Origin of the sequence: Alcanivorax sp. (genome assembly GCF_040118815.1) — a bacterium.
In the GTDB taxonomy this organism is placed as follows: domain Bacteria; phylum Pseudomonadota; class Gammaproteobacteria; order Pseudomonadales; family Alcanivoracaceae; genus Alcanivorax.
On the sequence record NZ_JBEDTC010000001.1, the window covers coordinates 346,384 to 369,473 of the forward strand.

Below are 23,090 nucleotides of genomic sequence, written 5' to 3' on the forward strand. Positions count from 1 at the left end.
TCCTGTCACCGTTGCCGGCGGCACAGAGGCCGGCAAAGGTGATAGAATCCGCGCATTTCCGCCCCAGACAGACCGCTAAGGGGCTCTCAGGAGATGTTGTGGAACTCCGTCTTACCGAAATTTTCCATTCCCTACAGGGTGAATCCCGCACCGTGGGCTGCCCAACGGTATTCGTGCGCCTGACCGGCTGCCCGCAGCGCTGTGTCTGGTGTGATACGGAATATGCCTTTTCCGGTGGGGAGAAATGGACACTGGCGGCGATTCGCGAGCAGGTAGCGGCCCATGGGGCGCAATACGTGACGGTGACCGGTGGCGAACCGCTGGCCCAGCCCAACTGCCTGCCGCTGCTCACGGCGCTCTGTGATGACGGTTACCAGGTGAGCCTGGAAACCGGCGGGGCCATGGATCTTGCCGGAGTGGATGAGCGCGTTTCTGTGGTCATGGACCTGAAAGCGCCGGGCTCGGGGGAACAGCACAACAATCGTCTGGAAAATATCCCCCTGCTCAAGGCGCACCATCAGGTGAAGTTCGTGCTGGCGGATCGCAAGGACTATGACTGGGCGCGTTTTATGCTGGACCAGCACCAGCTGCATAAACGGGTCAGCGATGTGCTGTTTTCGCCGGTGCAGGACGGTCTGGCACCGGGGGACTTGGCGGATTGGATTGTGGCTGACCGCTTACCGGTACGTTTTCAGTTACAGCTGCATAAATACCTGTGGAATGATGCCCGGGGGCGTTGATTGTTGATGCCAGACGCCAGATGTACAACCGCAAAACCTTCTACAATGAGTAATTAAGGAGCCTGCCATGAAAAACGCTGTGGTGTTGCTGTCCGGTGGCCTGGACTCAGCCACTTGCCTGGCCATCGCCCGGGATCAGGGCTATCAATGCCATACCATCGCGTTCGATTATGGCCAGCGTACCCGTTCGGAGCTGGATGCGGCAGTGCAGGTCTCCGGGGCGCTGGGGGCATTGAGCCACCGTGTTATCGAGTTGGGCATGGGCAATATCGGTGGCTCCGCGCTGACCGATCATTCCATCGATGTTCCGGAAGACGGTGGCGAGGGCATTCCGGTGACCTATGTACCTGCGCGCAATACCGTGTTCCTGTCGTTGGCGCTGGGCCTGGCGGAAGTCGTTGATGCACAAGCGATTTTTATTGGTGTGAATGCGGTGGACTACTCCGGTTACCCGGATTGTCGCCCGGCGTTTATCGACGCGTTCCAGTCAATGGCCAATCTGGCTACCAAGGCCGGCGTGGAAGGCCGGCCGATGCAGATTGAGACCCCGCTGATGCACCTGAGCAAGGCGCAGATTATTCAGCAGGGTGTGGCACTGGGGCTGGATTACGGGCTCACAGTGTCTTGCTACCAGGCTGACGAGAATGGCAATGCCTGTGGCAAATGCGACAGTTGCCGTCTGCGGAGCCAGGGGTTCTTGGATGCATTGGTTAAAGATCCAACAAACTATCAATAAAGCGGAAAAAAATTCGGTTAACCCCTTGTCTCCCAGAAATAAATCCGTATTATTTGCGCCTCCTTCGGGAGCGGGTCGTTAGCTCAGTTGGTAGAGCAGTTGGCTTTTAACCAATTGGTCGCTGGTTCGAATCCAGCACGACCCACCATATTTAAAAGGGCTCGCCTACGGCGGGCCCTTTTTCGTTTCAGCCCTTTCCCATTTCAGCCTCCGCTGCCCAACTGCTCCCCTTTGATGTTTCCCTGTGTGGTGGATCTATCAGCGCTGTAATGCGCCTGTCGCCTGAAACAGACCCTCATCCTTTGCCTCCGCAGGCTTCCACACGGGCAGCCCTGCCTGCTCGGCCAGTTCTACCATGTGCGCGGTGCCACGCCCGCCGGGGAAGGCGATGACGCCCTGTGGGCGCCCATGATGGAGCATGCGGCGGTTACGCATGGGGCCGGCGGCCCTGCCGTGGGCTTTCCAGTTGGCGGGGTAGCTCACCTGGTCGATGCCGTGGCTGTGGGCCCATTGGCCAGCCAACCGGTCGGCACCGCTGGCGTTGCCGTGAATCAGCAGGCTTAGGGTGCTATCCCGGTGGAGCCGGCAGAGGGTTTGTTCCAGCAGGGCGTGGTTATCAAAATCGCGGCCACCGCAGACAAGAATACGCATTGTGCTGTCCATAAGGTCAGTGTTCCGGGAGTATAAGCATAGGGGCTGGCGATTGCACCTTTGTGATTGTTGTCTTGCAGGCGTGTGATGCATTCCGGTATTCACAGGCCGTTGACGGGGCGGCAGGTTAAAGTTGTACAAGATTTCCTTTGTGTACAACCTGAAAGGGCAATCCCGTCGTGGTGCTCTTTCCTGCAGCCTGTGAGGTCCTCCATGGACACTGTTCAACCGGAATCACCGTCGTCTACATTGCCCCGCATGCGTATTCCGGTGGGCATCAGTGCTTGCCTGATGGGCATGGAGGTGCGCCACGACAAGGGTCACAAGCATTCCCGTTACTGTACGGAGGTGCTGGCGCCATATTTTGAGTTTCGTTCCCTATGCCCGGAAATGGGGGCCGGCATGCCTGCGCCGCGCAAGGCGATGCATCTGGTGGAACCGGATCCTGACAGTGGCACTGAGGCGCTACGCCTGCTGACTACCGATGGCGAGCGTGATTGCACCGCCCAGATGCAGGATTTCATTGACCGCACGCTGGAGTCACTGGCCCCTCTGCGCGGTTATATCCTGATGGCGAAATCACCCAGTTGTGGCATGGAGCGCATCCGTGTCTACAACGCAGCAGGCAATGTGCAGCGCCGTGATGCCAGCGGGCTGTTCGCGGCGGCGCTGGCAGAGCGCTACCCGCTGATGCCGCTGGAAGAAGAAGGGCGACTGAATGATGCGACCCTGCGGGAAAACTTTATTGAGCGCGTTTACCTGTACGAAGACTGGTGCCAGATGGTGGAGCGTGGGCTCACCGCCCAGCAGCTGATCGATTTCCATAGCCGGCACAAATTCCAGTTGCTGGCCCATTGTCAGAAAACCTACCGCGAACTGGGCCCCATGCTGGCGAATATGAAGGCGCGCCCCTTGGAGGACATTGCCGGGGATTATATCCATGCGGTAATGGTTGCCATGAAGAAGCGGGTTTCCCGCGGGGCACATGTGAATACCCTGCAACACCTGGCCGGGTTTCTGCGCAAGGATCTGGGTGAAGCGGACCTGGCACTGATCAACGAGCAGATTGACGCTTACCTTCGTGAAGAAGTGCCGTTAGTGGTGCCCATGACATTGTTGCGTGGCGCACTGCGTAAGACGGATCAGCCCTATCTGGCCCAGCAGTGCTATCTGTCGCCCTATCCCGATCCTCTCGGCCTGAGAAACCGGGTATGAATGAGCCGGTGAATGCGTCCCCTTTGCCGGCCTCGCAAAACGGCGGCGTCAGTATTCAGCAAGTGAGCCTGCGCTGCGGTATTCCGGCAGTCACTCTACGTGCCTGGGAGCGCCGTTATGGCTTGCTGTCGCCGGGTCGGACCGAGAAAGGGCATCGGCGTTATAGCGAGGCGGATATAACCCGTATTCAGCACATACAGCAGTGGCTGGAGCGTGGCGTGCCGATCAGTCAGGTGGGCGGCTTGTTGGCTCAGCCAGACACCGGCGTGAGCGTCACTCACGAGCAGGATGCCGGTCCCTGGCATGAGGCCGCGGCGGCGGCCATGGCGGCGTTGGAATCGCTCAATACCCGCCGTCTGGAACAGTTGCTCAATGGGTTGTTGAGCGATTACAGCCATGCGCTGGTACTGGAGCAGTTTTGTGACCCGTTGCGGGCGCGGTTGGCGGCGACGCCGTCGCTGGGCGGCTTGCTGACGGTGCTGGACGGCGTGCTGATGGCGAAGTGGTCGTCGCGGGCGTTGTCGCTGGCGCCACGGCGCCGGGAGGCCGGCTGGTTGTTGGTGCCGGTGGGCAGCGCTTTGCCAGCGCTGGAGCTGGCGATGGTCTTGAATCGCCCGCTTTGGTGTTTGGGTGCGAATCTGCTTGCCGGTGAGTCGCGCAGTGTGTTCGAAGGGCTGGTCGAGCGAGGTGGTGGCGTGCTGTGGGTAGTGGATCAATGGCCGACGGCGGCAGAGCGCCAGCAGATGGGTGTCGCGTCCGCCCGCGGTCTTAACGAAGCGTGCTGGGGGATGGATGTCTCACAGCTGTCATTGCCAGCGGACGTGCCGCTGTTCACCGGTCGCCGCCAGGCGCTGTTGAGCGAGCTGGATGTGTTGCAGCAGACCTGGAGAATGCCATGAATCTGGTTTGGTACCGCAATGACCTGCGTGTGGCCGCGCATTCGCCCTTGCAGGCTGCCCTGTTGGAATCATCAGGAGAAGAGGCGTGCACACCACGCGCACTGGCAGTGTACTGTCTGTGTCAGATCCAGTGGGATCATCATCAAGTGGCGCCGCTGCGGCGCTGGTATGTGCTGCAAAGTTTGCGTGAGCTGGGGGAGGCGCTGGCCCGTCGGGGCGTTGATCTGCATGTACTGGAGGTGGATACCTTTGATGACGTGCCTGAGGCGCTGGCGCAGTTTGCCGATGCCCGCGGGGTGACGCACCTGCACTGCAATCGTGAATACCCCCTGAACGAAAAAAAGCGCGACAAGGTGGTTGCCGAGCGATTGCGCGGGCAGGGCGTGACTCTCCACGGTTTCGACGATGGGGTGCTGGTGCCGCCAGCCGCGTTGCGCACTGGAAAAGGAACGCCCTATACGGTGTTTGGTGCTTACAAGAAGCGATGGGATGTGTGGATGGCGGATCATCACCCGGCGGTGACGCCGGCGCCGCCAGAATGTGATGTGAGTGGTGATTTTGTCGGTGCGCCGGTGGTGGAGAAAGCGCTGCAAACCCTGAGCGTGCCTGAGGCATTAACGAAGCAATGGTCAGCTGGTGAAGACGCCGCCTGGCAGCAGCTCGACCGGTTTGTGGAGCAGAATCTGGCGGGCTACCGGCGCCAACGCGACTTTCCTGATCTGGATGCGACCAGTGGTTTGTCGGCGGCGTTATCCGCCGGGACGTTATCGGTGGCCAGCTGTTATCGCGCGGCGACTCAGGCCATGGTCGATGCGGGCAGCCGTGACGGCGCCGCGTGCTGGATTGGCGAGCTGGCCTGGCGGGACTTTTATCGGCAGATCATGGCGCAGTTTCCCCGTGTCAGTCGCGGGCAGGCATTTCGTCCGGAAACCGATCTGTTGCAATGGAACCAGGATGAAGAGCGGTTCGCGGCCTGGTGTGAAGGGCGAACCGGCTATCCATTGGTGGATGCGGCCATGCGTCAGCTGGTTGCCACCGGCTGGATGCATAATCGATTGCGCATGGTGACAGCCATGTTTTTTAGCAAGCATCTTTGGCTGGACTGGCGTTGGGGAGAAGCCTTTTTTATGGCGAATCTGGTGGATGGGGATTTTGCCGCCAACAACGGTGGTTGGCAGTGGAGCGCATCGGCGGGGACGGATGCGGTGCCCTATTTTCGGGTCTTCAATCCGGTGCGTCAGGGCCAGCGCTTTGATAGCGAGGGCCGTTTCATTGCTCGCTGGGTGCCTGAATTGCGAGGCCTGGATAGCAAGCAAATCCATGAGCCCTGGAAGCAACCGTTACTGGCGCCAGATTATCCGCCACCCATCGTGCCCCATGCCGGGGTGCGTGAGCGGGTGACCACTGCGTTCAAGGCAGCAAAGACACAGTTTGATCAGGAGCAATCCATGGGCTCGGCTATGGATGACAATATGGATAACAACGGAAAGGGAAAAGCATGAGTCAGCGTATTGCCATCGTCGGTGCCGGAATCAGTGGGCTGACTGCCGCCTGGTATCTGTCAAAAGCGGGCCACCAGGTGGAGGTGTTTGAAGCCAATGACTATCTGGGTGGCCATACCTGTACGGTGCCGGTTTCCCGGCCCCACGGGGAGTACGCGATTGATGTAGGGTTTATCGTTTTTAACGACCGCACTTACCCGAACTATATTCGTCTGTTGGATGAGCTGGGCATGCAGGGCCAGCCGACCCCCATGGGATTTGCGGTCAGTGACCAGAAGAACGGGCTGGAATATTGCGGTGACGGACTGGGGGGCATGTTTGCCCAGAAGCGTAATCTGTTCAGTCCCTCTCACTGGCGGTTTATCCGTGACATTCTGCGTTTTAACAAGCAGGCTCCGGCCTTGCTCAATAGCGCCCAGGGCGATATCCCGCTGGGGCAATATTTGCGCGACAACGGTTACGGCGAGCGCTTTTCCCGGGACTATATTCTGGCCATGGGCGGTGCCATATGGTCCTGTTCCCTGGAGCAGATGGAAGTGTTTCCCGCCCGGTTTTTCATCCAGTTTTTTCAGAACCATGGGCTGCTGTCATTGAATGATCGGCCGCAGTGGTTTGTGGTGCCCGGTGGTTCCAATCAATATGTGCAGCCGTTGGTAGACGGTTGCGATGCCACTTTTCATGTCGGCACGCCGGTACAGGCCATACGTCGAGATCATCAAGGCGTGCACGTCACCGTACACAAAGAAGATAAGCACTTTGATCAGGTGATACTGGCCTGCCATAGCGACCAGGCACTGGCATTGCTCAGTGATCCGGATGATCGGGAAAAAAGCACCTTGTCGCAATTGGGCTATCAGGACAATGAGGTGGTCTTGCACACCGATACCCGGCTATTGCCGCGTCGCGAACGTGTCTGGTCCAGCTGGAATGCCTTGCTGTTCGAGCAAGATCAGGAGCGGGTTCAGGTTACCTACAACATGAATATTTTGCAGGGCATCACCGCCCCGGAAACGTTCTGCGTGACGCTCAATGCCACGGACCGTATTGATGAAAAACACATCCTGGCTCGCTACCGTTTTGCTCACCCGCTGTTTACTCCGCAAACCGTGGCGGCCCGGGAGGCATTGCTGAAAGAAAACGGTAAGCAGGGTACCTGGTTCGCCGGTGCCTGGTGTCGCAATGGTTTCCATGAAGATGGGGTTGTGTCTGCGCTGAACGTGGTGGAAGGCATCGCTGCCGCCGCTCGGGCGGGGAGCACTACGCAATGAATGCGCCGGCAGAGCAGGGGGTAACATCCTGTGCCATTGCCCAGGGGCGAGTCTGGCATCAGCGGCTGCAACCTTTTACGCACGGCTTTGATTACCCGCTGTGGATGGTCTGGTGCGACCTGGAAAAAATCGATGTGCTGCTGGGGCGACACTGGGCTTGGGGCCGGGCATGGCGGCCGGTGACGTTTCGTGACCGGGATTACCTGGATGGCCGATCCGTTGCACTGGCAGACAAAGTGCGAGAAAAAGCGCTCACCCTGGGGCTGGACTGGTCCCGGGGGCGGACCTTTATGTTGGGGCAGTGGCGCACCTTTGGTTCCCTGTTTAATCCGCTGGTGTTGTACCTGCATTTTCCTGAAGGGAAAGACCAGCCCGACAGCATGATTGCCGAGGTGCAGAATACGCCGTGGCGAGAACGCCACTTTTACCCCCTCACGTTTTCTCGCCATGATGACGGCGCCCTGGTAGTTGACCACCCCAAAGCGTTTCATGTTTCGCCTTTCCTACCTATGTTGTTGCAATACCACTGGTATCTTCACGTTGCCTTACCCGATTTGCGAATAGGGTTGGAGGACCGGGACGATCAGACTCCCGTCTTTAAGGCCGGTCTGAAATTGCAATTATTTGCGTCAGATTCGGCCTCGATGGGCAAGGGGGTTTTCCGGTTTGGAGCACAGGGGCTGGCCACGCTGAAACGTATTTACTGGCAGGCCTTCAAACTGTGGCGCAAGGGGGCGGTCTTCCATGGCCACCCCGCTGGCAAGCGCGATGAACGCGATGATGGAAACAGGGAGTGAGACACATGCTGTCTGGCGATAAAGCCTCTGACAATAAAGGTGACCAGGCCGGCACACTGAGTTGGCCGCAATCGGTGGCGCGTACACTGGTGTTGAACCAGCTTGCGAAACTGCCCCATGGCGGCCTGCGTATCGATGAGCCGGACGGCAATTCCGTCATGCTGGGCAATAGTGCTCAGGCTCATGAACTGGGACACATCGTACTGACCGACTGGCGCACCTACGGCATGATGATGAGCGGTGGGGCGCTGGGGGCGGCGGAAGCGTTTATGGAGCAAGGCTGGTCCAGCCCGGACTTGATCAAAGTGATTCGCTATTTCGCGGCTAATGTGGATGCCATGCAGGCCCTGGAAGGCGGGTTTGCTTCCCTGTCCAAGCCAGCCCTGAAAATGCTGCACCGCTACAACCGAAATTCTCTGCAAGGGTCACGCAGAAATATTTCTGCCCACTATGATTTGGGTAACGATTTTTTCAGCCTGTTTCTTGATCGCACCATGATGTATTCCAGTGCGGTGTTTCCTCGCCCGGATGCCTCTCTGGAAGAAGCGTCTGTGCACAAGCTGGACCTGATCTGCCAGCGCCTGCAATTACAGCCAGGTATGACCTTGCTGGAAATCGGCACCGGTTGGGGTGGCCTGGCCCTGCATGCCGCGCAGCACTATGGGGTTACGGTGACCACCACAACCATTTCCCGCGAGCAGGCCCGTTATGCCCGTGAACAGGTTGCCGATGCGGGGCTGGATGATCGTATTACCATTCTGGAGAACGATTACCGGGAACTGACCGGCCAGTACGATCGGGTGGTGTCGGTGGAAATGATCGAAGCGGTGGGGGCAGAATTTTTGCCGGGCTATTTTGATGTGCTGGGCAAGCGCCTGAAGCCGGAAGGGTTGTTGTTGATACAGGCGATTACCGTGCCGGATCAGCGTTATGACTACGCGCTCAAGCAGGTGGATTTTATTAAGCGCTATATCTTCCCAGGCGGCTTCCTGCCCAGCGTGTCAGTGATGTGCGATAACCTGACGCGACACACTGGTCTGGTGACCACAGAGCTGCACGACATCGGCTACGACTACGCCCTGACCCTGAATCATTGGCGGCAACGTTTTCATGGTGCCTTGTCTCGCATCCGTGAACTGGGCTTTGATGAACGGTTCGTGCGCATGTGGGAGTACTACTTCTGTTATTGCGAGGGGGCGTTTCTGGAACGCGCCATCAGCACGGTACACCTGGTTGCCGCAGGTCCCGCCTATCGGCCCTCGTTAAAGGCTTGAAAACAGCCATTGGCGGGCGCATTTTATTCTCTGCAGGGCTAGCAACAGGCCGCTATTCAGCGGTTTTTCGCTGTTGTGGTATTATGCCCGCCTTATTTTGGTATTAATTTTCTAAGTTGTTGATATCAGGGGGAAACCCCGGGCGGTAAGGCAATGACTGCAGAGGCACAAGCACGGGTTCAGGCGCACCTGGCCAAGGTAGCGCCGGACGATACACTCAGCGATGAGCAGCGTGCATCCTATCGAGACCGGATCAAGGCGCTGTTGCGTCAACGCGATGCGGTACTGGTGGCGCATTACTATACAGACCCTGAAATTCAGTCTCTGGCGGAAGAGACCGGGGGCTGTGTGTCCGATTCCCTGGAAATGGCCCGGTTCGGTAAAGACCATCCTGCGTCCACATTGATTGTGGCTGGGGTGAAGTTCATGGGCGAGACCGCCAAAATTCTCAGTCCGGAAAAGCGTGTCTTCATGCCGACGCTGGAAGCCACCTGCTCTCTGGATATCGGCTGCCCGGAAGACGAATTCTCCGACTTTTGTGACCAGCACCCGGACCGCACGGTGGTGGTTTACGCCAATACATCCGCTGCGGTGAAAGCCCGAGCTGATTGGGTGGTCACCTCGTCCATTGCGGTGGAGTTGATCGAACATCTGGACCGCAACGGCGAAAAAATTCTGTGGGCCCCGGACAAGCATCTTGGCGGTTACGTGCGCGATAAGTCCGGCGCCGATGTGCTGTGCTGGGATGGCGCGTGCATCGTGCACGAAGAGTTCAAGGCCAAAGGTCTGCATGATTTGAAAGCAGCGTACCCGGATGCGGCCATTCTGGTGCATCCGGAATCTCCGGCTTCAGTGGTAGCCATGGCGGATGTGGTGGGTTCTACCTCGCAGCTTATCAAAGCCGCTTGTGAGATGGATAACCAAGCGTTTATCGTCGCGACGGACAAGGGCATTTTCTACAAGATGCAGCAACTGGCGCCGGGGAAAACGTTCCTGGAAGCGCCGACGGCGGGGTCTGGTGCAACCTGCCGCAGTTGCGCTCACTGCCCGTGGATGGCCATGAATGGCCTGCAGAATATGCTGGCGGTGCTGGAAGATGAAAACGGCATGGGCCAGGAAATCTTTGTCGATGAGGATCTGGCAGAGAAAGCCATGGTGCCGTTGAACCGCATGCTGGATTTTGGCCAATCCTTGAAAGCCTGAAGGGGGTGAGGCCGCCTTGTCTGATAGGGCTTGTGGAAATACCGCAGGCCGTATCAACCTCCCAGGCTTTATTGTCTCGCTTTTTTTAGGGAGCCTCTGAGAACGCCCAACACCACTGACTTTCTGTGGGAAGTGATGCTTGCATCACGAATAACCGCTGTGCGACACAGGTTGCTTTGCGATGCAAGCATCGCTTCGCGCACTCGTGCTGGCGTTTTCAGCGGTTCCTTAGAATTCCTCTTCGGAGAGTCGCTTCATTTGCCGTAAGCGTCCGTTCAATTTGCTATACAGGGCAAAGTCGTTTTCTGCATCGCGCAGGGCGTAGCGCATTTGTTGCTGGGCCTTGGGATCGTTGCCGCGCAGGAACTGGCTTTCGGCGCGGGCATGCAGGGCACGCACGGTATCCCCGCTGTTGCCGTAGGCATCGGCAGCTAGATCCCAGATATGCGGATCATTGGTATGCTCATGGACAAGCGGTTTGAGTAGCGGCAGGGCTTTTTCCGGCTGCTTACTGCGCAGGTAGGCTTTGCTCTGCAGGATGGACGCGGCGTAGTTATCCGGAGAAATTTTCTGCACCCACTCGGTTGCTTGAATGGTCCGTGGGTAATCCCCTTCATCCAGTGCCACTTCCGCCAGTCCCAGGCGGAACCAGAGCTCGTCCGGGTATTGATCGGCCAGCCCCTGCATCAGGTCGCGGGCCTGATCATAGTGATTGGCGCGCAGGTAGCTCAGTGCCAGGCCATAACGAGCCGCTTTCAGGCCCAGGGCACTGCGCTCGTTGCTGTAGCGTCTGAAGTATTCAATGGCCTGGTCGTCAGAGGTAATGAAGCCCGCCTTGAGGCGTGCCTGGGCCAGCAGAAAGCCGGTGGATACCGACAGCCGTGCCGGGGGCAGGGTGCGAGCACGGGCGCGGCTGTCGGCAATGCGGCTCTCGGTGACCGGGTGAGTAAGCAGGAACTCCGGTGGGTCGCCGGAAAAACGCTGGCTATCGTGCATGCGTTCGAAAAAGCGTGGCATGGCGCTCGGGTCCATTCCGGAGGCGGCCAGGGTTTGCATGCCGACCCGGTCGGCTTCGCGTTCATTTTGGCGAGAATAGGCCAGCTGGGCCTGAATGGCACCGGCCTGGGTGGCGGCAATGCCGGCCATGCCGGCTTCGCCGTCCCCGGCAATGGCCACGGCAAGACTGGCCAGCATGGCGGCCAGCACGGCGGTGTTCATCTTTTTCGAATCCAGATAGCGGCGGGCAAAGTGCCGCTGGCTCACGTGGGCAATTTCGTGGGCGATTACCCCGGCGACCTCATCTTCGCTTTCTGCATCAAGAAATAGCCCGGCATTCAGCCCGATGACGCCGCCAGGTACCGCAAAGGCGTTAATCTGGCGGCTGTTGATCACCACGATATCCAGGTTCGGTTCTTTCAGATCGCTGTAGGACGCCAGGCGGTAAACCAGACTTTCCACGTACTCCTGCACCATCGGGTCCGACATAATGGAGGTCTGTCCGCGCAGGCTACGCAGCCAGGCCCGCCCCAGGCGGTATTCCTGATCAGCGGACATCAGCGCGGCAGTGGGGTCCCCGAGCACCGGCAGGTTGTCATCGGCGGTGGATGGACTGGCCAGCCAGCAGCAGCTGAACAGCAAAAAGGTACGTAAAAACAGCTTCAAGTTGTGGCTCCGTCCAACGACGAGTAACGGGTCATGGAATTCCGGGTATCGCTACGCGGGCACTGAATCAATGCCCTGCTTGTGACTATAATGCCGTCAGGGCGGCGACGAATGAAGCGATTAGCATGACTGAGTACCCTTTATCCGAACAAACGGTTGATCTCCATGTGGATGCCTCCACGTTACAATGCCCTCTGCCGTTATTGAAAACCCGGCAGGCGTTACGGCAGCTGCGCGCCGGACAATTGCTGGAAGTGATCGCCACGGACACTGGTTCAGCCAGTGATATTCCTGCTTATCTGAGACAGTCCTGCCATGAGCTAGTTCGCATGCAGGAAACCCATGGTCGCTATTGTTTTGTTATTCGCTGCGGCACACAGGAGCCTTGATGCTACGCATATTGAGAAACTGGGCCGATAACTACTTCTCCGATGAAGAAGCGGTCTATCTGGTTGTCCTGCTGCTGGTTATTGGCCTGACCATCGCGTTCTTTGGCGGCATGTTGGCTCCGGTGTTGACGGCCATGGTGGTTGCTTACCTGATGCAGGGGCTGGTGGGGGCGCTGGAGCGTCGGGGTGTGAAACGCATGCTGGCGGTAGGCCTGGTGTTCACGCTGTTCATGGGGCTGTTGATTGCAACGCTGATTGTGTTGTTGCCCATGGTTTGGCGGCAGTTGGTGTTGCTGGTCCAGGACCAGTTGCCCCATGTGCTCAAAAACGGGGAGATCTGGTTGCGTGGATTGCCGGCGCATTACCCGGAAATTATTTCCATGGAACAGGTGAACTCCATTGTTGCGGTGATTCAGCGGGAAGTGGCGGAAGCCGGGCAGGGGGTGCTGACCCTGTCGTTGGCGTCGATTCCGAACCTGGTGGAAATCATGGTGTTCCTGGTGTTGGTGCCGCTACTAGTCTTTTTCTTTCTGAAAGACCGGGAAACCCTGGTGAACTGGATGCTGGGTTTTCTGCCTCGCAAACGCCGGATTTTGTCCCATGTGTGGCAGGAAATGGACGGCCAGATTGCCAACTATGTGCGGGGCAAGGCCATTGAAATCCTGCTGGTGGGTGGGGCGACCTTTATTGCTTTTGTGCTGCTGGACATGAATTACGCGGTGCTGCTGGCGGTGCTGGTGGGGTTGTCGGTGGTGGTGCCGTATATTGGCGCCACCGTGGTGACCTTGCCGGTGGCCGCTGTAGCCTATGTGCAGTTCGGCTGGGGCGGCGATTTCGCCCTGGTGATGATCGTGTACGGCATTATCCAGTTCATTGATGGCAATATTCTGGTGCCGCTGTTGTTTTCCGAGGCGGTGAACCTGCACCCGGTGGCAATCATCACCGCGATTCTGTTGTTCGGCGGGTTGTGGGGGCTGTGGGGGGTGTTCTTTGCGATCCCTCTGGCTACGTTGATCAAGGCGGTGATCAACGCCTGGCCCCGGCAAGCAGATTATTCTCCCGGGAAGCTGGAAGCGCAGCCAGAGGCCTGATAAACGCCTGACGCGTCGGAAGACGGAAGACAACAGGCTTCCGTCACTGCATGGCGCCAGGCTTTGGGCATCAGGCGTTAGGGGTAATCCCCAGCGCATCCAGTTCTGCCAGCAGATCGTCGTGATGGGACTTGGTTTTGAATTTGTCCATCACCTTCAGCAGCTTGCCATTCTTGCCGACGATGAAGGTGGTGCGGATCAGCCCCATGAATTCCTTGCCCATGAACTTTTTCATACCCCAGCACCCGTATTTCTCGGCGGTGGCGTGATCTTCGTCCGATAACAAGGTGAAGTTCAGGTCATGTTTGTCGATAAACTTGGGTAGGCGAGCAACGGCATCCGGGCTGATGCCGAACACAGCCACGCCACGCTTTTCCAGCTCGGCCTTGGTATCGCGAATGCCGCAGGCCTGGGTGGTGCAACCCGGGGTGAGGGCCCTGGGGTAGAAGAAAATCACCACCGGGTTCTTGTCCCTGAAGGATTTCAGTTCTATCGGGTTGCCGTCCTGATCCGGCAATGTGAAGTTGGGGGCCAGATTGCCAATCTTGGGGTGTGCCATGTCTGTGTCTGTTTCCCTTGTTTGGTTGATATCTTTTTACGTGTTGCCTGCAGCGTGATGCGTCGAGCGTCTCGTTAGCGCTTGGGCGTCATGGTGGCGTCCAGGTTGCGCGCTTCACAGAAATCCAGGAACGCATCACGCAACTGGGCCACGGAGTGCTCCGCACTCATGCTCAGGACCAGATGCAGGCTGAACATGCGGGTACCGGTGTGGGGCGCAGCGTAGGTGCCGGTATGCAAATCATCAATATTGATATTGCGCGTGGAAAAGAAATTGGCGATTTCATGAACGATGCCGGGGTTGTCCATGGCGACGACTTCTACCTCATAGGGCAGGGCCGCAGGGCCGGCATCCGGGGCGCGGGTGCGCTTGAGCGTGATCAGCAGGTCCAGCTGTTCGGCCATTTGCTGTTGCCCGGCTTCCAGGCTGTCCAGGGTGGCTGCGTTGCCGGCGACCAGCATCAGCACGGCAAATTCGCCGCCCAATACCGTCATGCGCGAATCCATGATACTGCCGTCGTATTCCAGCACGGCTTTGGACAGGGCCTGCACAATACCGGGCCGGTCGGTGCCGAGGGCAGAAATTACAATCAACTGGTCCATGGCTGCTCTCCATCAGTGGTGGGCCATCAATATTCCGGCCCAAGCAATACCCGAATGGCCATCGGTATGCCGGGCTGAATTCGCCCTCTGATGGGGCGTGTGTGGCTAATGAGTCTAACCAGTTCATCACGGACTGAACACTTGTCGGCTGGGGTTGTCTCAATACCTGGCCGCCGAGGCGCTGCCATTTTTCGCTTCCCCTTGCGTTTGCAGAGGTAAACGGGGGACGCGCGCCTTGTCCGGCTTGGGGGCGAGGTTTACCATAGCGCCCTTCACTCGACGATAGCGCCTGCTTGCAGGAAGCGTCGCGGTTAATTGGCGCATAGCGTTTGCGCACAACAGGAGACAGGCATGATTCGCGGCAGCATAGTGGCCTTGGTGACCCCCATGCGTGCAGATGGGTCCGTGGACTGGGAGCGTTTGCGCTCGCTGGTTAACTGGCATGTAGAGCAGGGCACTCACGCTATCGTGGCTGTGGGCACTACGGGTGAATCCGCCACGCTGGGTTTTGAAGAGCATGACAGCGTGATCCGTGAAGTGGTGGCGCTGGCCAGGGGACGGCTCCCTGTGATTGCCGGTACCGGTGCCAACAATACCGAAGAAGCCATTCGCCTGACCCGTGACGCCAAACGTGATGGTGCCGATGCCTGTTTGCTGGTGACGCCTTATTACAACAAGCCGCCCCAGGAAGGTCTGTATCAGCACTTTCTGGCGGTGGCCCGCGCCGTGGATGTTCCCCAGATCCTGTATAACGTGCCTGGGCGGACGTCCTGCGATCTGTTGCCGGAAACCGTGGAGCGCTTGAGCAAGGTGCCGAACATTGTGGGCATTAAGGAAGCGACCGGGAACCTGGAGCGGGCCCGCGAAATCCGTGAGCGTTGCGGTGACGACTTCATGCTTTACTCCGGTGATGACGCCACCGCCATGGACTTCATTCTGGCTGGCGGTCACGGCGATATTTCTGTCACCGCCAATGTAGCACCGGCAAAAATGGCGGCCATGTGTGAGGCCGCGTTGGCCGGGGATGCGGATACCGCCCGTGCACTGAATGCGGAACTGGAACCCCTGCACCGTGATTTGTTTATTGAAGCGAATCCGATCCCGGTGAAATGGGCACTGTTTGAAATGGGGCTGATTGACGCAGGCATCCGGCTGCCGCTGGTGTCGCTGTCAGAAGCGGCCCAGCCGCGGTTGCGTGAAACCATGCGTCAATGCGGCCTGCTGGAGGTTAAATGAAGAAAGCGGCGTCGCTTGCACCACTCATGCTCGCCCTGCTGGTCACCGGTTGTAGCTGGTTGCCGGATAGCAGCCTGGAGTACCGAAAAGCGGACGTGACAGCTCCGATCGAGGTACCGGAGGGTGGCGTATTTATTGGTGAGCAGCCGCTGTATGCGGTACCCCGTCAGGACGAACGGTTGACGGCTCCCCGTGAAGATGAAGACCGTTTTGAGCCGCCACGCCCGCCGCAGCTGGTGGTGCTGGGGAATGCGCCGGACAAGGAAAATGATGAGCCCGCTCCGGAAGGGGAGTCCGCCAAGGCGTTGCTGGGCCGTGATGGCAACGGCTACCCGATCATCATGATGTCCACCCGATACGCCTGGGCGTGGGAATACGTGGGCGATGCTCTGAAACAGACTGATTTGAAAGTGGGTGACCGCGATCGTGAAGTGGGTATTTTCTATCTCAAGGTGCCCAACCGTTATGAATTGGGGGCCCGCGAAGCCCAGCTGAAGCTGAGCCACACCACTAACGGTATCCAGGTGGCGGTCCTCAACGAGAAAGGCACCGCTCTGGTGGATAAAACCCCGGGGCTGGCTATTCTTGAGCGAATTTACGACGAGCTCGATTAATGCAGCTGGCGTCACTGGGCAGTGGCAGTAAAGGCAATGCCACGCTGGTCCGGGCTGACGATACCCTGGTGCTGATCGATTGCGGTTTTACCGTCAAGGAAACCGAAGCACGGTTGGGCCGTCTTGGGTTGGCGGCGGAGCAGCTAAGCGCGATTCTGGTCACCCATGAGCATGGCGATCATATTCGCAGCGCTGGGGCGCTGGCCCGCAAGGTGGGGTGCCCGGTGTACAGCTCGTTTGGCACCGCCAGTGCGGTGCACGATAAACGCGCTACCCTGAAAGGCGCAGACTGGCAGGAAATTCGCCCCGGTCGGGCGTTTACCCTGGGAGCCATGGAAATTTTGCCGGTGCTGGTGCCCCATGACGCCCGCGAACCTTGCCAGTACCGTTTTTCGTGGCAACAGCGCACCGTGGGCGTGTTGACGGACCTGGGCGCGATTACTCCCCATGTGGTCGATGCTTACCGCGAATGCGATGCGCTGGTGCTGGAGTGCAATCACGACCCGCAATTGTTGGCATCTGGCCCGTATCCATCATCGTTGAAACGGCGCGTGGGTGGTATGTTAGGGCATCTGAGCAATGATCAGGCCGCAGCCTTGTTGCGCCAAGCGAATGTGGATCGCTTGCAACACTTGGTGCTGTCGCACCTGAGCGAACAGAACAACACGTCCCGGCACGCGCTGGATGCGGTCGAACGGGTGATTACCCAAGGGCGTGAACGAATTGGCGTTGCCAGTCAGACGGAAGGGTTTGACTGGCTGCAAGTACATTAATACTGACCTGAGTAATAGGCCTTTCCATGGAAAAACGCGACGAGTTGTATGCCGGCAAAGCCAAGTCTGTGTACACCACCGATGACGCGGACAAGCTGATCATGCTGTTTCGTGACGACACCTCAGCCTTCGACGGCAAAAAAAAGGAGGCGTTGGCACGTAAGGGAGCGGTGAACAATCAGTTCAACGCGGCCATCATGGAAAAGCTGAAGGCAGCAGGCATTCCCTGCCACTTCGAGAAAACCTTGTCGGCCACGGAATCGCTGGTCAAGAGAATGGAGATGATTCCGGTGGAGTGTGTGGTGCGAAACATTGCCGCAGGCTCCATTTGCCGTCGTTTGGGCGTGGAAGAAGGGTTGGAGTTGAACCCGCCCACCTTCGAATTCTTCCTCAAGGATGATGACCTGGGGGATCCCATGGTCAACGATTACCATATTCAGAGCTTTGGCTGGGCCACCGATGATCAGGTGGCGCAGATGAAAGTGCTTACCTTCCAGGTGAACGATGTACTCAAGCAGCTGTTTCTGGATGGTGAAATGCTGCTGGTGGATTACAAGCTGGAATTTGGTGTGTTTAATGGTGAAGTACTGCTGGGCGATGAATTCAGCCCGGACGGTTGTCGCCTGTGGGACAAGAACACCCGCGAAAAACTGGACAAGGACCGTTTCCGCCAGGGTTTGGGCGGCGTGGTAGAAGCCTACGAAGAAGTGGGCAAGCGTCTGGGGATGACGTTCGAGTACTGATAGATCGCGTGGGCCTGCTGGACCGATCGGTGTTGGTGGGCTCCCAATAATAAGTAGAAAAAAGGAAAAGGTATGAAATCCGTAATGCGTCTGGCCGTGATTGGCCTGTTGGCAGCCGTTCTCAGCGGTTGTTTCCTCACCAAGTTGGCAACCACGCCCATGCGTTTAGTGGGGGCGGCCGGTTCCGTGGTCGGGGCCGTGCTGTCGATTATCCCGGTGGCTGGCAATGCCGCCGATGAAGCCTTGGAAAAGGTTGACGGCGCCATTGATGCGACTGCCGACAACATCGATAAAATCCCGCTCTGATCCATACTGCATCGGCCTGGGCCGGCGTTTTTGCCGGCGGGGCGGTGACGCCTTGGCGCTTGTAATTGGCTGGGGTGTTGTGAAAAATACAGGCTCTTTGCCGGAGCTTGCCCGATATAACAACAATAAACTGGAGTTTGCCATGCGCCGCTGGCTGCTTTCCTTCCTTGCGTTGCTGCCTCTGTCGGCAGCGGCGGACGATGCCCTTATCGGTATCGGTTATCTCAATGGTCTGGTCGGGCTTAACCTCGAATGGGCCACCGAAAAGAACAGCTTCTACGGTATGCCTTCCTATTATGTGGATTCCAGTGGCTTGGATACGGAAGAGTTCCGTTGGGTTGCGGGTTGGCGCCATAAAATGGAGCGCGGCCTGATGTCAGAAAAGGGCTTCTACACGGGGCTGATGGCGGGCGATCTGGGTGGCGAGCGCCACTATGAGCGTCTGGGCGCTGGCGTTGAGCTGGGACACCAGTGGGTGAAACCGTATTCGCGCTGGACCGTGAGCGCGGCGGTAGGGGTGCTGGAAGCGCTGGAGTGCGGGGAATACCGTGGTAGCAGGGCTTGCGATAGCGAGGAAGAGCGGGATCGGTATGATCTGGATATCGAGCCGGTGGTTGTGCTGGGAGTGAGTTTCAGTCTGCGCCGTTGATTGCTCAAGCCTAAGGAACCTCTGAATAACTCCTTGCGTACTCAGTCTTTCAGGCTGGTTCGCCCCCCTCGGCCAAGGTAAAGAGGGGCGCTCTTTTGAAGGTGTCCCCTCAAGGGGGATCGAGATATGCCCATCCATCGAAACAAGACACAGCAGCTGCACGCTTCAGGCTCACGCTGAGCATGCCAGGAGTTATTCAGAGGTTCCCTAAGCCTGAAATCCCCGTTTTATAGAAAAGCCGCTCAATAAGCGGCTTTTCTCGTTTTGATGACTCCGCCTGCTTGCCGCGCTGGGTAAAACCGTTCGCCGGATTTTTCGTCAATCGGGCGCTCCTTTCACTTGCTTTTCCTGTCATGCCCTGTTCCCGGGCAACAGTTTTGCACAGCGAAAACGCTTATTTCACCCGATGCGTGAGCGTTGGTGGCTAAGCTATTGATTTGCAGAGCGTATTTGTAACTTCATGATTTTAAAGGGTTTAATTTTATGGCCATTTTTTCATCATTTTAATGACATGGCAGGCACGGCAGGCGGTGGCGGCAGTTCCTGACAGTCTATACACAGAGTTATCCACAGAAGTTGTGAGTAACTTTTCTTGTCGGTGCGCTACGGTTCTGGCGGGCGTGTTTATCGTTTGAGCATGGGCAGGGGGCGCCAGGGCTGGTTGAGTAGTTGCTGGCCGCTGAGCTTTAGTAATAGCGGATGAAAGCCTGCGTTGGGGAAGCCCCGTTTGATCAGCCGGATCCGCGCCATGGGGATGCCGAATCGCAGCAGCCCCAGGCTCACATCAACCCAGTCTGCCCGGCGGAACACTTCGGTGAGGTCCTGATGGTTGCGGCTGAAGCGGCTGAGCTTGTGGTGATTCATGATCATGGTGTGCACGTCCTGACACCAGTCTTCCAGGCCTTCTTCCTGAAGGTAGTGCTCAGCGAGGCGGGCGGATGGCTGTAGGTAGTCGAAGGTACCGGCCAGCCAGATACCGGCATCATGGAAAAAGGCGGCGACTTGCAGCTTGCCCAGCTCTTCGTCGTTGATGGGGCGTTGGGCCATGACCAGGTTTACTAGCCGATACACATGGTTGCGGTAAGCCGTCTGTTGTTTGCCAAAACGCTCCGCGTACTGGTCGAACAGTTGCTCAACTCTGGGTAACTGGGTGATCAAATCCTTGTTCATGCAGCTCCGCCCGGTACTGGGTGTGGTCACAATTTTTTTTGTGGGTGAATCCGTTCTGTGAGTGAATTCAGTATGGCATTGATGTATTTGATACTGGCGGGGGATGGTTGGCAAATCCAGCACTTGGTGGTGGGTTTCTTGTGTACTATAGTCGGACAAGCCTAATTGGATTGTTCAACAAGTACCGGGGGTTCGGTGAGCTTTAAAGCGAAGGAAAGCCTCTCTGAGCAAATTGCCCAGCATCTCGCTCAGCAAATCATTCATGGCGACATGCTCGCCGGTGACCGCATTCAGGAGCTGCGTGTGGCAGGGGAGCTGGATGTTAGCCGGGGGTCTGTGCGTGAGGCGCTGCTGATCTTGCAGCGTCGCCAGCTGATCGACATTTTGCCGCGCCGTGGTGCTGTGGTGAAAGAGATGTCCGAAGCGCATGTGCGTAGCCTGTACGAAGTGATGCAGGTGCTGCTGGGATTGGTGATTCGTAAGGCCATCAAGGTGGTGCGCGAAGAAGACCTGGATTCCTTCATCGAGCTGGTGCATGGCTTGCAAGTGGCGACGGAGGAGCGTGACCACGATGTTTTCTTTACCCTCAGCTTTCGCTTTCTGGAACATGTCTATCCGTTCGCCCGCAATGTCTTCGTGGAAGATGTGCTGATCAATATGCAGCCGGCCATGCAGCGGGCTTACTTTATGGCCTTGCACCTGGAGCCGGATGAAATCAAGGAGTGCCTGTCGTTCTTTAAGGCGCTGGTGGAAACCATTTTCCGCCGTGATGTGCGTTCGGCGTTGGAGATTATTCGCGAGTTCGCCGAGCACCAGTCGGACCTGGTGGAAGAATCCATCACCCGCGCCCGCCAGATTGAAACCGCCTGGGGCTCGCGCCGCCGCAAGTAATGCCTGTTTGCGTGGCGATCGGTTGCGGATAACAGGCAATCTGCGATGGGGTCTTGCCCTGAAGGGCCAAGCTGCATAGAATTGCCACCCTCTTCAGGCAGGGCCGTTGATCAAACGCTTACTGCTCTTCTGAAGGTCGCCATAGAACCGTAGCTCAGTTGGTTAGAGCGCCGCCTTGACATGGCGGAGGTCGGCGGTTCGAATCCGCCCGGTTCTACCATATTAAAGACACAAAAAAGCCCGGCTAACGATAGTCGGGCTTTTTTGTGTCTGGCGTTCGGCTGATCCTTGGCGGGTGCGTCGCTGTGTGTGCAGGAAAACCCATACAGGCTGGATGACTCACCACAGAGAACAAAGATCACTGAAAGCCTGTTGTCGCGTTGTGCCTCTGTGTTGCCTGGCTGGCAACGGTATTAGTTCAGGGCAACGAGGGTGCCGTCGCGGCGGCGGGAGTTTTCAGCCCAGACCAACAGGTCGTAGTAGCGGCGAATATGACGGACATATATCACTGCCTGGCCGCCTCGGGCATTGCCGTAGCGAAGCTGGTCCGCATAGGCGGATTTTGCCAGCAGGGGCAGGCGTTGCTTCACGTCCTGCCAGTTGTCTGGGTCGCCGCCCTGACGCTGGGTCAGCACGCGGGCATCTTCCAGATGACCAAAGCCCACGTTGTAGGCGGCTAGTGCCATCCAGGTGCGGCTGGGTTCAGGAATGCGGTCAGGAATCCGCGCATGGGTGCGGCGCAGGTAGGCGGCGCCTGCACTGATGCTCTGTGACGGATCGGTGCGGTCGCTGATGCCCATCTGGCGAGCGGTGTCGTTGGTGAGCATCATCAGGCCTTTGACCCCGGTGGGGGAGATGGCTTGGGGATCCCACAAGGATTCCTGGTAGGCCAGGGCGGCCAGCAGACGCCAGTCAAAACCGCTATTGTCTTCGGCTTCTTTGAACAGCCCTTCATATAGTGGCAGGCGGTCGTCCATGTGGCGCATGAAGCTGCGAGCCGCGTACAGGTTGAACTGTTCCACATGCCCGTAGAAACGGTCTTCCAGCTTGGCAGTGGTGCCGTCCGCCTTGGCCTGGGTCAGGTAGCGTTGCGCTTCCAGGTACAGGCTTTTGTCATCTTTGGGGTTAAAGGCCCAAGCCAGCGGCATGTCGGTGGCGACGGTATAATCGGCAATCAGGTCAGGCCAGAGCGCACGCTGCAGCGCGTAGCTGTTGGAATTGATCAGGGTGTAATCGACTTGGCCGTCTTCTACCAGTGCCAGCAGCTGCTCAGGGGTGGCGTTTTCCACTTCCTGGAAGTCCAGCTCGGGGTTGTCCAGCTGGGCCTTGATCAGCAGCTCGGCGTGGCTGGAGCCGGCGCTCACTGCCACTTTCTGGTTGTCCAGCTCGCTCAGGTTGGTAATCCGGGGGCTGCTTAGGCGGCGTACCAGCAGGGTATCGATATTCTGATAGTTGGTGCTGAAGCGCAGGCTTTCGCTGCGCTCTGCAGTGGCGACCAGGCCGGCAGCGGCAATGTCAGCGGTGCCCTTGCGGATGGCGTAGCGAATGTAGGACAGGTCGTTGGACTCGAGCATGCGCAGTTCCACGCCCAGGCTGTCGGCAAAGCCTTTGGCCAGCTCGTACTCCATGCCGGTGAAGCCGTGCTGATCTTCATAGTAGGTGGTGTTGGACGAACGGGTAAGCACCACCAGCTCTCCACGGGCGATGACACGCTCCATGGCGGAGGGGGTGGGACGCATAGCCAGCATCATCCCCAGTACGCTGAACAGTGCCAGCGAGGCGAGTAAATGCTTGCTGTGTCGAAAGAATACCGTCACTTGGTGGTACCTCTGTCAGGTTGTCCAGACAGGTCGATACTGCTTACCGCCGACCGGTGGAAGGCCCGTGCCTTCGCTGTAATTCCTTACTTGTGATCTATATCACGAAATTGCGGCGCAACTCTATCATCGGCAAATGGCTGTTCTGTAAAGCTTTGTCGAACAATTGCTCCTTTTTTGCACAATTTTTAAAAGTCAGGAAAAGAGCATTAATTTGCGTATAGGGCGTCAGTCGTAGGTGATTGGCGACTGCCTGATGTCAGGGTGAGAGGCCCGTGGATGGGCGGGTAAATGTCGGTGTAA

25 protein-coding genes and 2 tRNA genes are annotated in these 23,090 nt (G+C 57.9%); 20 read left to right on the forward strand and 7 right to left on the reverse strand.

The genetic code is table 11. The annotated features are described in order from the left end of the window. Positions 1 to 98: 98 nt before the first annotated feature. The 3 genes from queE (at position 99) to ABNH18_RS01550 (ending at position 1,624) form a co-directional block, all read left to right on the forward strand. Positions 99 to 740 carry a 7-carboxy-7-deazaguanine synthase QueE gene (gene queE / locus ABNH18_RS01540; protein ID WP_349381122.1) on the forward strand — a complete coding sequence of 214 codons (642 nt, stop codon included), beginning with the start codon at positions 99 to 101 and terminating at the stop codon, positions 738 to 740. 67 nt (positions 741 to 807) lie between these two features. Beyond that, positions 808 to 1,476 (forward strand): 7-cyano-7-deazaguanine synthase QueC, encoded by a 669-nt coding sequence (queC, locus tag ABNH18_RS01545; protein ID WP_349381123.1) that lies wholly within the window; start codon positions 808 to 810, stop codon positions 1,474 to 1,476. Between the two features lie 72 nt (positions 1,477 to 1,548). Next, a tRNA-Lys gene (locus ABNH18_RS01550) sits at positions 1,549 to 1,624 on the forward strand. A gap of 110 nt (positions 1,625 to 1,734) precedes the next feature. Here ABNH18_RS01550 and ABNH18_RS01555 read toward each other — a convergent pair. Then, positions 1,735 to 2,127, reverse strand: coding sequence for a DUF2493 domain-containing protein (locus ABNH18_RS01555; RefSeq protein ID WP_349381124.1), 393 nt, complete (start codon positions 2,125 to 2,127; stop codon positions 1,735 to 1,737). 213 nt (positions 2,128 to 2,340) lie between these two features. Between ABNH18_RS01555 and ABNH18_RS01560 the strand changes: the two genes are divergently transcribed. From ABNH18_RS01560 to nadA, 7 genes are all read left to right on the forward strand, one after another. Then, positions 2,341 to 3,342 carry a YbgA family protein gene (locus ABNH18_RS01560; RefSeq protein WP_349381125.1) on the forward strand — a complete coding sequence of 334 codons (1,002 nt, stop codon included), beginning with the start codon at positions 2,341 to 2,343 and terminating at the stop codon, positions 3,340 to 3,342. After that, positions 3,339 to 4,241 (forward strand): MerR family transcriptional regulator, encoded by a 903-nt coding sequence (locus tag ABNH18_RS01565; RefSeq protein ID WP_349381126.1) that lies wholly within the window; start codon positions 3,339 to 3,341, stop codon positions 4,239 to 4,241. The genes ABNH18_RS01560 and ABNH18_RS01565 overlap by 4 nt, the downstream gene beginning before the upstream one ends. Beyond that, entirely contained in the window at positions 4,238 to 5,743 is a 1,506-nt protein-coding gene (locus ABNH18_RS01570; protein WP_349381127.1) for a cryptochrome/photolyase family protein, read from the forward strand. Before ABNH18_RS01565 ends, ABNH18_RS01570 begins: the two co-directional genes overlap by 4 nt. Further along, positions 5,740 to 7,011 carry an NAD(P)/FAD-dependent oxidoreductase gene (locus ABNH18_RS01575; RefSeq protein WP_349381128.1) on the forward strand — a complete coding sequence of 424 codons (1,272 nt, stop codon included), beginning with the start codon at positions 5,740 to 5,742 and terminating at the stop codon, positions 7,009 to 7,011. The genes ABNH18_RS01570 and ABNH18_RS01575 overlap by 4 nt, the downstream gene beginning before the upstream one ends. After that, complete coding sequence (locus ABNH18_RS01580; protein ID WP_349381129.1) at positions 7,008 to 7,808, forward strand: DUF1365 domain-containing protein; 801 nt, start codon at positions 7,008 to 7,010, stop codon at positions 7,806 to 7,808. The genes ABNH18_RS01575 and ABNH18_RS01580 overlap by 4 nt, the downstream gene beginning before the upstream one ends. 5 nt (positions 7,809 to 7,813) lie before the next feature. Then, complete coding sequence (locus tag ABNH18_RS01585) at positions 7,814 to 9,082, forward strand: class I SAM-dependent methyltransferase (RefSeq protein ID WP_349381130.1); 1,269 nt, start codon at positions 7,814 to 7,816, stop codon at positions 9,080 to 9,082. 153 nt (positions 9,083 to 9,235) lie between these two features. Further along, positions 9,236 to 10,285 carry a quinolinate synthase NadA gene (gene nadA / locus ABNH18_RS01590; protein ID WP_349381131.1) on the forward strand — a complete coding sequence of 350 codons (1,050 nt, stop codon included), beginning with the start codon at positions 9,236 to 9,238 and terminating at the stop codon, positions 10,283 to 10,285. Positions 10,286 to 10,513: 228 nt separating this feature from the next. On the opposite strand, the gene ABNH18_RS01595 is transcribed toward nadA, so the two are convergent. Further along, the gene (locus ABNH18_RS01595) at positions 10,514 to 11,947 is read right to left on the reverse strand and encodes a M48 family metalloprotease (RefSeq protein WP_349381132.1); all 1,434 of its coding nucleotides are present in this window, start codon (positions 11,945 to 11,947) and stop codon (positions 10,514 to 10,516) included. Between the two features lie 125 nt (positions 11,948 to 12,072). Here ABNH18_RS01595 and ABNH18_RS01600 point away from each other — a divergent pair, with 125 nt between their 5' ends. Continuing rightward, positions 12,073 to 12,336 carry a sulfurtransferase TusA family protein gene (locus ABNH18_RS01600; RefSeq protein ID WP_349381133.1) on the forward strand — a complete coding sequence of 88 codons (264 nt, stop codon included), beginning with the start codon at positions 12,073 to 12,075 and terminating at the stop codon, positions 12,334 to 12,336. After that, a complete protein-coding gene (locus tag ABNH18_RS01605) occupies positions 12,336 to 13,427 on the forward strand; it encodes an AI-2E family transporter (protein ID WP_349381134.1) in 1,092 nt (363 codons plus the stop codon). The genes ABNH18_RS01600 and ABNH18_RS01605 overlap by 1 nt, the downstream gene beginning before the upstream one ends. A gap of 70 nt (positions 13,428 to 13,497) precedes the next feature. Here the strand turns inward: ABNH18_RS01605 and bcp are convergent, their stop codons facing one another. Together bcp and ABNH18_RS01615 are read right to left on the reverse strand one after the other, a co-directional pair. After that, positions 13,498 to 13,986, reverse strand: coding sequence for a thioredoxin-dependent thiol peroxidase (gene bcp, locus ABNH18_RS01610; RefSeq protein WP_349381135.1), 489 nt, complete (start codon positions 13,984 to 13,986; stop codon positions 13,498 to 13,500). 74 nt (positions 13,987 to 14,060) lie between these two features. Continuing rightward, complete coding sequence (locus ABNH18_RS01615; protein ID WP_349381136.1) at positions 14,061 to 14,588, reverse strand: glycine cleavage system transcriptional repressor; 528 nt, start codon at positions 14,586 to 14,588, stop codon at positions 14,061 to 14,063. Positions 14,589 to 14,939: 351 nt separating this feature from the next. On the opposite strand from ABNH18_RS01615, the gene dapA reads away from it, so the two are divergent. The 6 genes from dapA (at position 14,940) to ABNH18_RS01645 (ending at position 18,909) form a co-directional block, all read left to right on the forward strand. Further along, on the forward strand, positions 14,940 to 15,824 hold the full coding sequence (gene dapA / locus ABNH18_RS01620; protein ID WP_349381137.1) for a 4-hydroxy-tetrahydrodipicolinate synthase: 885 nt from the start codon (positions 14,940 to 14,942) through the stop codon (positions 15,822 to 15,824). Continuing rightward, positions 15,821 to 16,438, forward strand: coding sequence for an NlpB/DapX family lipoprotein (gene bamC / locus ABNH18_RS01625; protein WP_349381138.1), 618 nt, complete (start codon positions 15,821 to 15,823; stop codon positions 16,436 to 16,438). The genes dapA and bamC overlap by 4 nt, the downstream gene beginning before the upstream one ends. Continuing rightward, complete coding sequence (locus tag ABNH18_RS01630; RefSeq protein ID WP_349381139.1) at positions 16,438 to 17,211, forward strand: MBL fold metallo-hydrolase; 774 nt, start codon at positions 16,438 to 16,440, stop codon at positions 17,209 to 17,211. The genes bamC and ABNH18_RS01630 overlap by 1 nt, the downstream gene beginning before the upstream one ends. 26 nt (positions 17,212 to 17,237) lie before the next feature. Then, positions 17,238 to 17,954, forward strand: a complete 717-nt coding sequence (purC, locus tag ABNH18_RS01635) for a phosphoribosylaminoimidazolesuccinocarboxamide synthase (RefSeq protein WP_349381140.1) — start codon at positions 17,238 to 17,240, stop codon at positions 17,952 to 17,954. A gap of 72 nt (positions 17,955 to 18,026) precedes the next feature. After that, positions 18,027 to 18,260: a DUF6726 family protein gene (locus ABNH18_RS01640; protein WP_349381141.1), complete on the forward strand. Its 234-nt coding sequence runs from the start codon at positions 18,027 to 18,029 to the stop codon at positions 18,258 to 18,260. Positions 18,261 to 18,402: 142 nt separating this feature from the next. Further along, positions 18,403 to 18,909: a hypothetical protein gene (locus ABNH18_RS01645; protein ID WP_349381142.1), complete on the forward strand. Its 507-nt coding sequence runs from the start codon at positions 18,403 to 18,405 to the stop codon at positions 18,907 to 18,909. Positions 18,910 to 19,105: 196 nt separating this feature from the next. Here the strand turns inward: ABNH18_RS01645 and ABNH18_RS01650 are convergent, their stop codons facing one another. Beyond that, entirely contained in the window at positions 19,106 to 19,264 is a 159-nt protein-coding gene (locus ABNH18_RS01650) for a hypothetical protein (protein WP_349381143.1), read from the reverse strand. 269 nt (positions 19,265 to 19,533) lie between these two features. Further along, complete coding sequence (locus tag ABNH18_RS01655; RefSeq protein WP_349381144.1) at positions 19,534 to 20,079, reverse strand: hypothetical protein; 546 nt, start codon at positions 20,077 to 20,079, stop codon at positions 19,534 to 19,536. A gap of 195 nt (positions 20,080 to 20,274) precedes the next feature. Between ABNH18_RS01655 and ABNH18_RS01660 the strand changes: the two genes are divergently transcribed. Then, a complete protein-coding gene (locus tag ABNH18_RS01660) occupies positions 20,275 to 20,970 on the forward strand; it encodes a GntR family transcriptional regulator (RefSeq protein WP_349381145.1) in 696 nt (231 codons plus the stop codon). 143 nt (positions 20,971 to 21,113) lie between these two features. Beyond that, positions 21,114 to 21,190, forward strand: a tRNA-Val gene (locus tag ABNH18_RS01665). Positions 21,191 to 21,383: 193 nt separating this feature from the next. Here the strand turns inward: ABNH18_RS01665 and mltF are convergent. Then, entirely contained in the window at positions 21,384 to 22,787 is a 1,404-nt protein-coding gene (gene mltF, locus ABNH18_RS01670; protein WP_349381146.1) for a membrane-bound lytic murein transglycosylase MltF, read from the reverse strand. Between the last annotated feature and the right edge of the window lie 303 nt (positions 22,788 to 23,090).

Coding starts and splice junctions, on each gene's coding strand:
- ABNH18_RS01605 (WP_349381134.1), top strand. CDS start 12,336: ATGCTACGCATATTGAGAAACTGGGCCGATAACTACTTCTCCGATGAA.
- bamC (WP_349381138.1), top strand. CDS start 15,821: ATGAAGAAAGCGGCGTCGCTTGCACCACTCATGCTCGCCCTGCTGGTC.
- ABNH18_RS01615 (WP_349381136.1), bottom strand. CDS start 14,588: ATGGACCAGTTGATTGTAATTTCTGCCCTCGGCACCGACCGGCCCGGT.
- nadA (WP_349381131.1), top strand. CDS start 9,236: ATGACTGCAGAGGCACAAGCACGGGTTCAGGCGCACCTGGCCAAGGTA.
- ABNH18_RS01630 (WP_349381139.1), top strand. CDS start 16,438: ATGCAGCTGGCGTCACTGGGCAGTGGCAGTAAAGGCAATGCCACGCTG.
- ABNH18_RS01645 (WP_349381142.1), top strand. CDS start 18,403: ATGCGCCGCTGGCTGCTTTCCTTCCTTGCGTTGCTGCCTCTGTCGGCA.
- bcp (WP_349381135.1), bottom strand. CDS start 13,986: ATGGCACACCCCAAGATTGGCAATCTGGCCCCCAACTTCACATTGCCG.
- ABNH18_RS01600 (WP_349381133.1), top strand. CDS start 12,073: ATGACTGAGTACCCTTTATCCGAACAAACGGTTGATCTCCATGTGGAT.
- ABNH18_RS01565 (WP_349381126.1), top strand. CDS start 3,339: ATGAATGAGCCGGTGAATGCGTCCCCTTTGCCGGCCTCGCAAAACGGC.
- ABNH18_RS01560 (WP_349381125.1), top strand. CDS start 2,341: ATGGACACTGTTCAACCGGAATCACCGTCGTCTACATTGCCCCGCATG.
- ABNH18_RS01580 (WP_349381129.1), top strand. CDS start 7,008: ATGAATGCGCCGGCAGAGCAGGGGGTAACATCCTGTGCCATTGCCCAG.
- ABNH18_RS01640 (WP_349381141.1), top strand. CDS start 18,027: ATGAAATCCGTAATGCGTCTGGCCGTGATTGGCCTGTTGGCAGCCGTT.
- ABNH18_RS01555 (WP_349381124.1), bottom strand. CDS start 2,127: ATGCGTATTCTTGTCTGCGGTGGCCGCGATTTTGATAACCACGCCCTG.
- dapA (WP_349381137.1), top strand. CDS start 14,940: ATGATTCGCGGCAGCATAGTGGCCTTGGTGACCCCCATGCGTGCAGAT.
- ABNH18_RS01655 (WP_349381144.1), bottom strand. CDS start 20,079: ATGAACAAGGATTTGATCACCCAGTTACCCAGAGTTGAGCAACTGTTC.
- ABNH18_RS01585 (WP_349381130.1), top strand. CDS start 7,814: ATGCTGTCTGGCGATAAAGCCTCTGACAATAAAGGTGACCAGGCCGGC.
- ABNH18_RS01575 (WP_349381128.1), top strand. CDS start 5,740: ATGAGTCAGCGTATTGCCATCGTCGGTGCCGGAATCAGTGGGCTGACT.
- ABNH18_RS01650 (WP_349381143.1), bottom strand. CDS start 19,264: ATGACAGGAAAAGCAAGTGAAAGGAGCGCCCGATTGACGAAAAATCCG.
- ABNH18_RS01570 (WP_349381127.1), top strand. CDS start 4,238: ATGAATCTGGTTTGGTACCGCAATGACCTGCGTGTGGCCGCGCATTCG.
- purC (WP_349381140.1), top strand. CDS start 17,238: ATGGAAAAACGCGACGAGTTGTATGCCGGCAAAGCCAAGTCTGTGTAC.
- queC (WP_349381123.1), top strand. CDS start 808: ATGAAAAACGCTGTGGTGTTGCTGTCCGGTGGCCTGGACTCAGCCACT.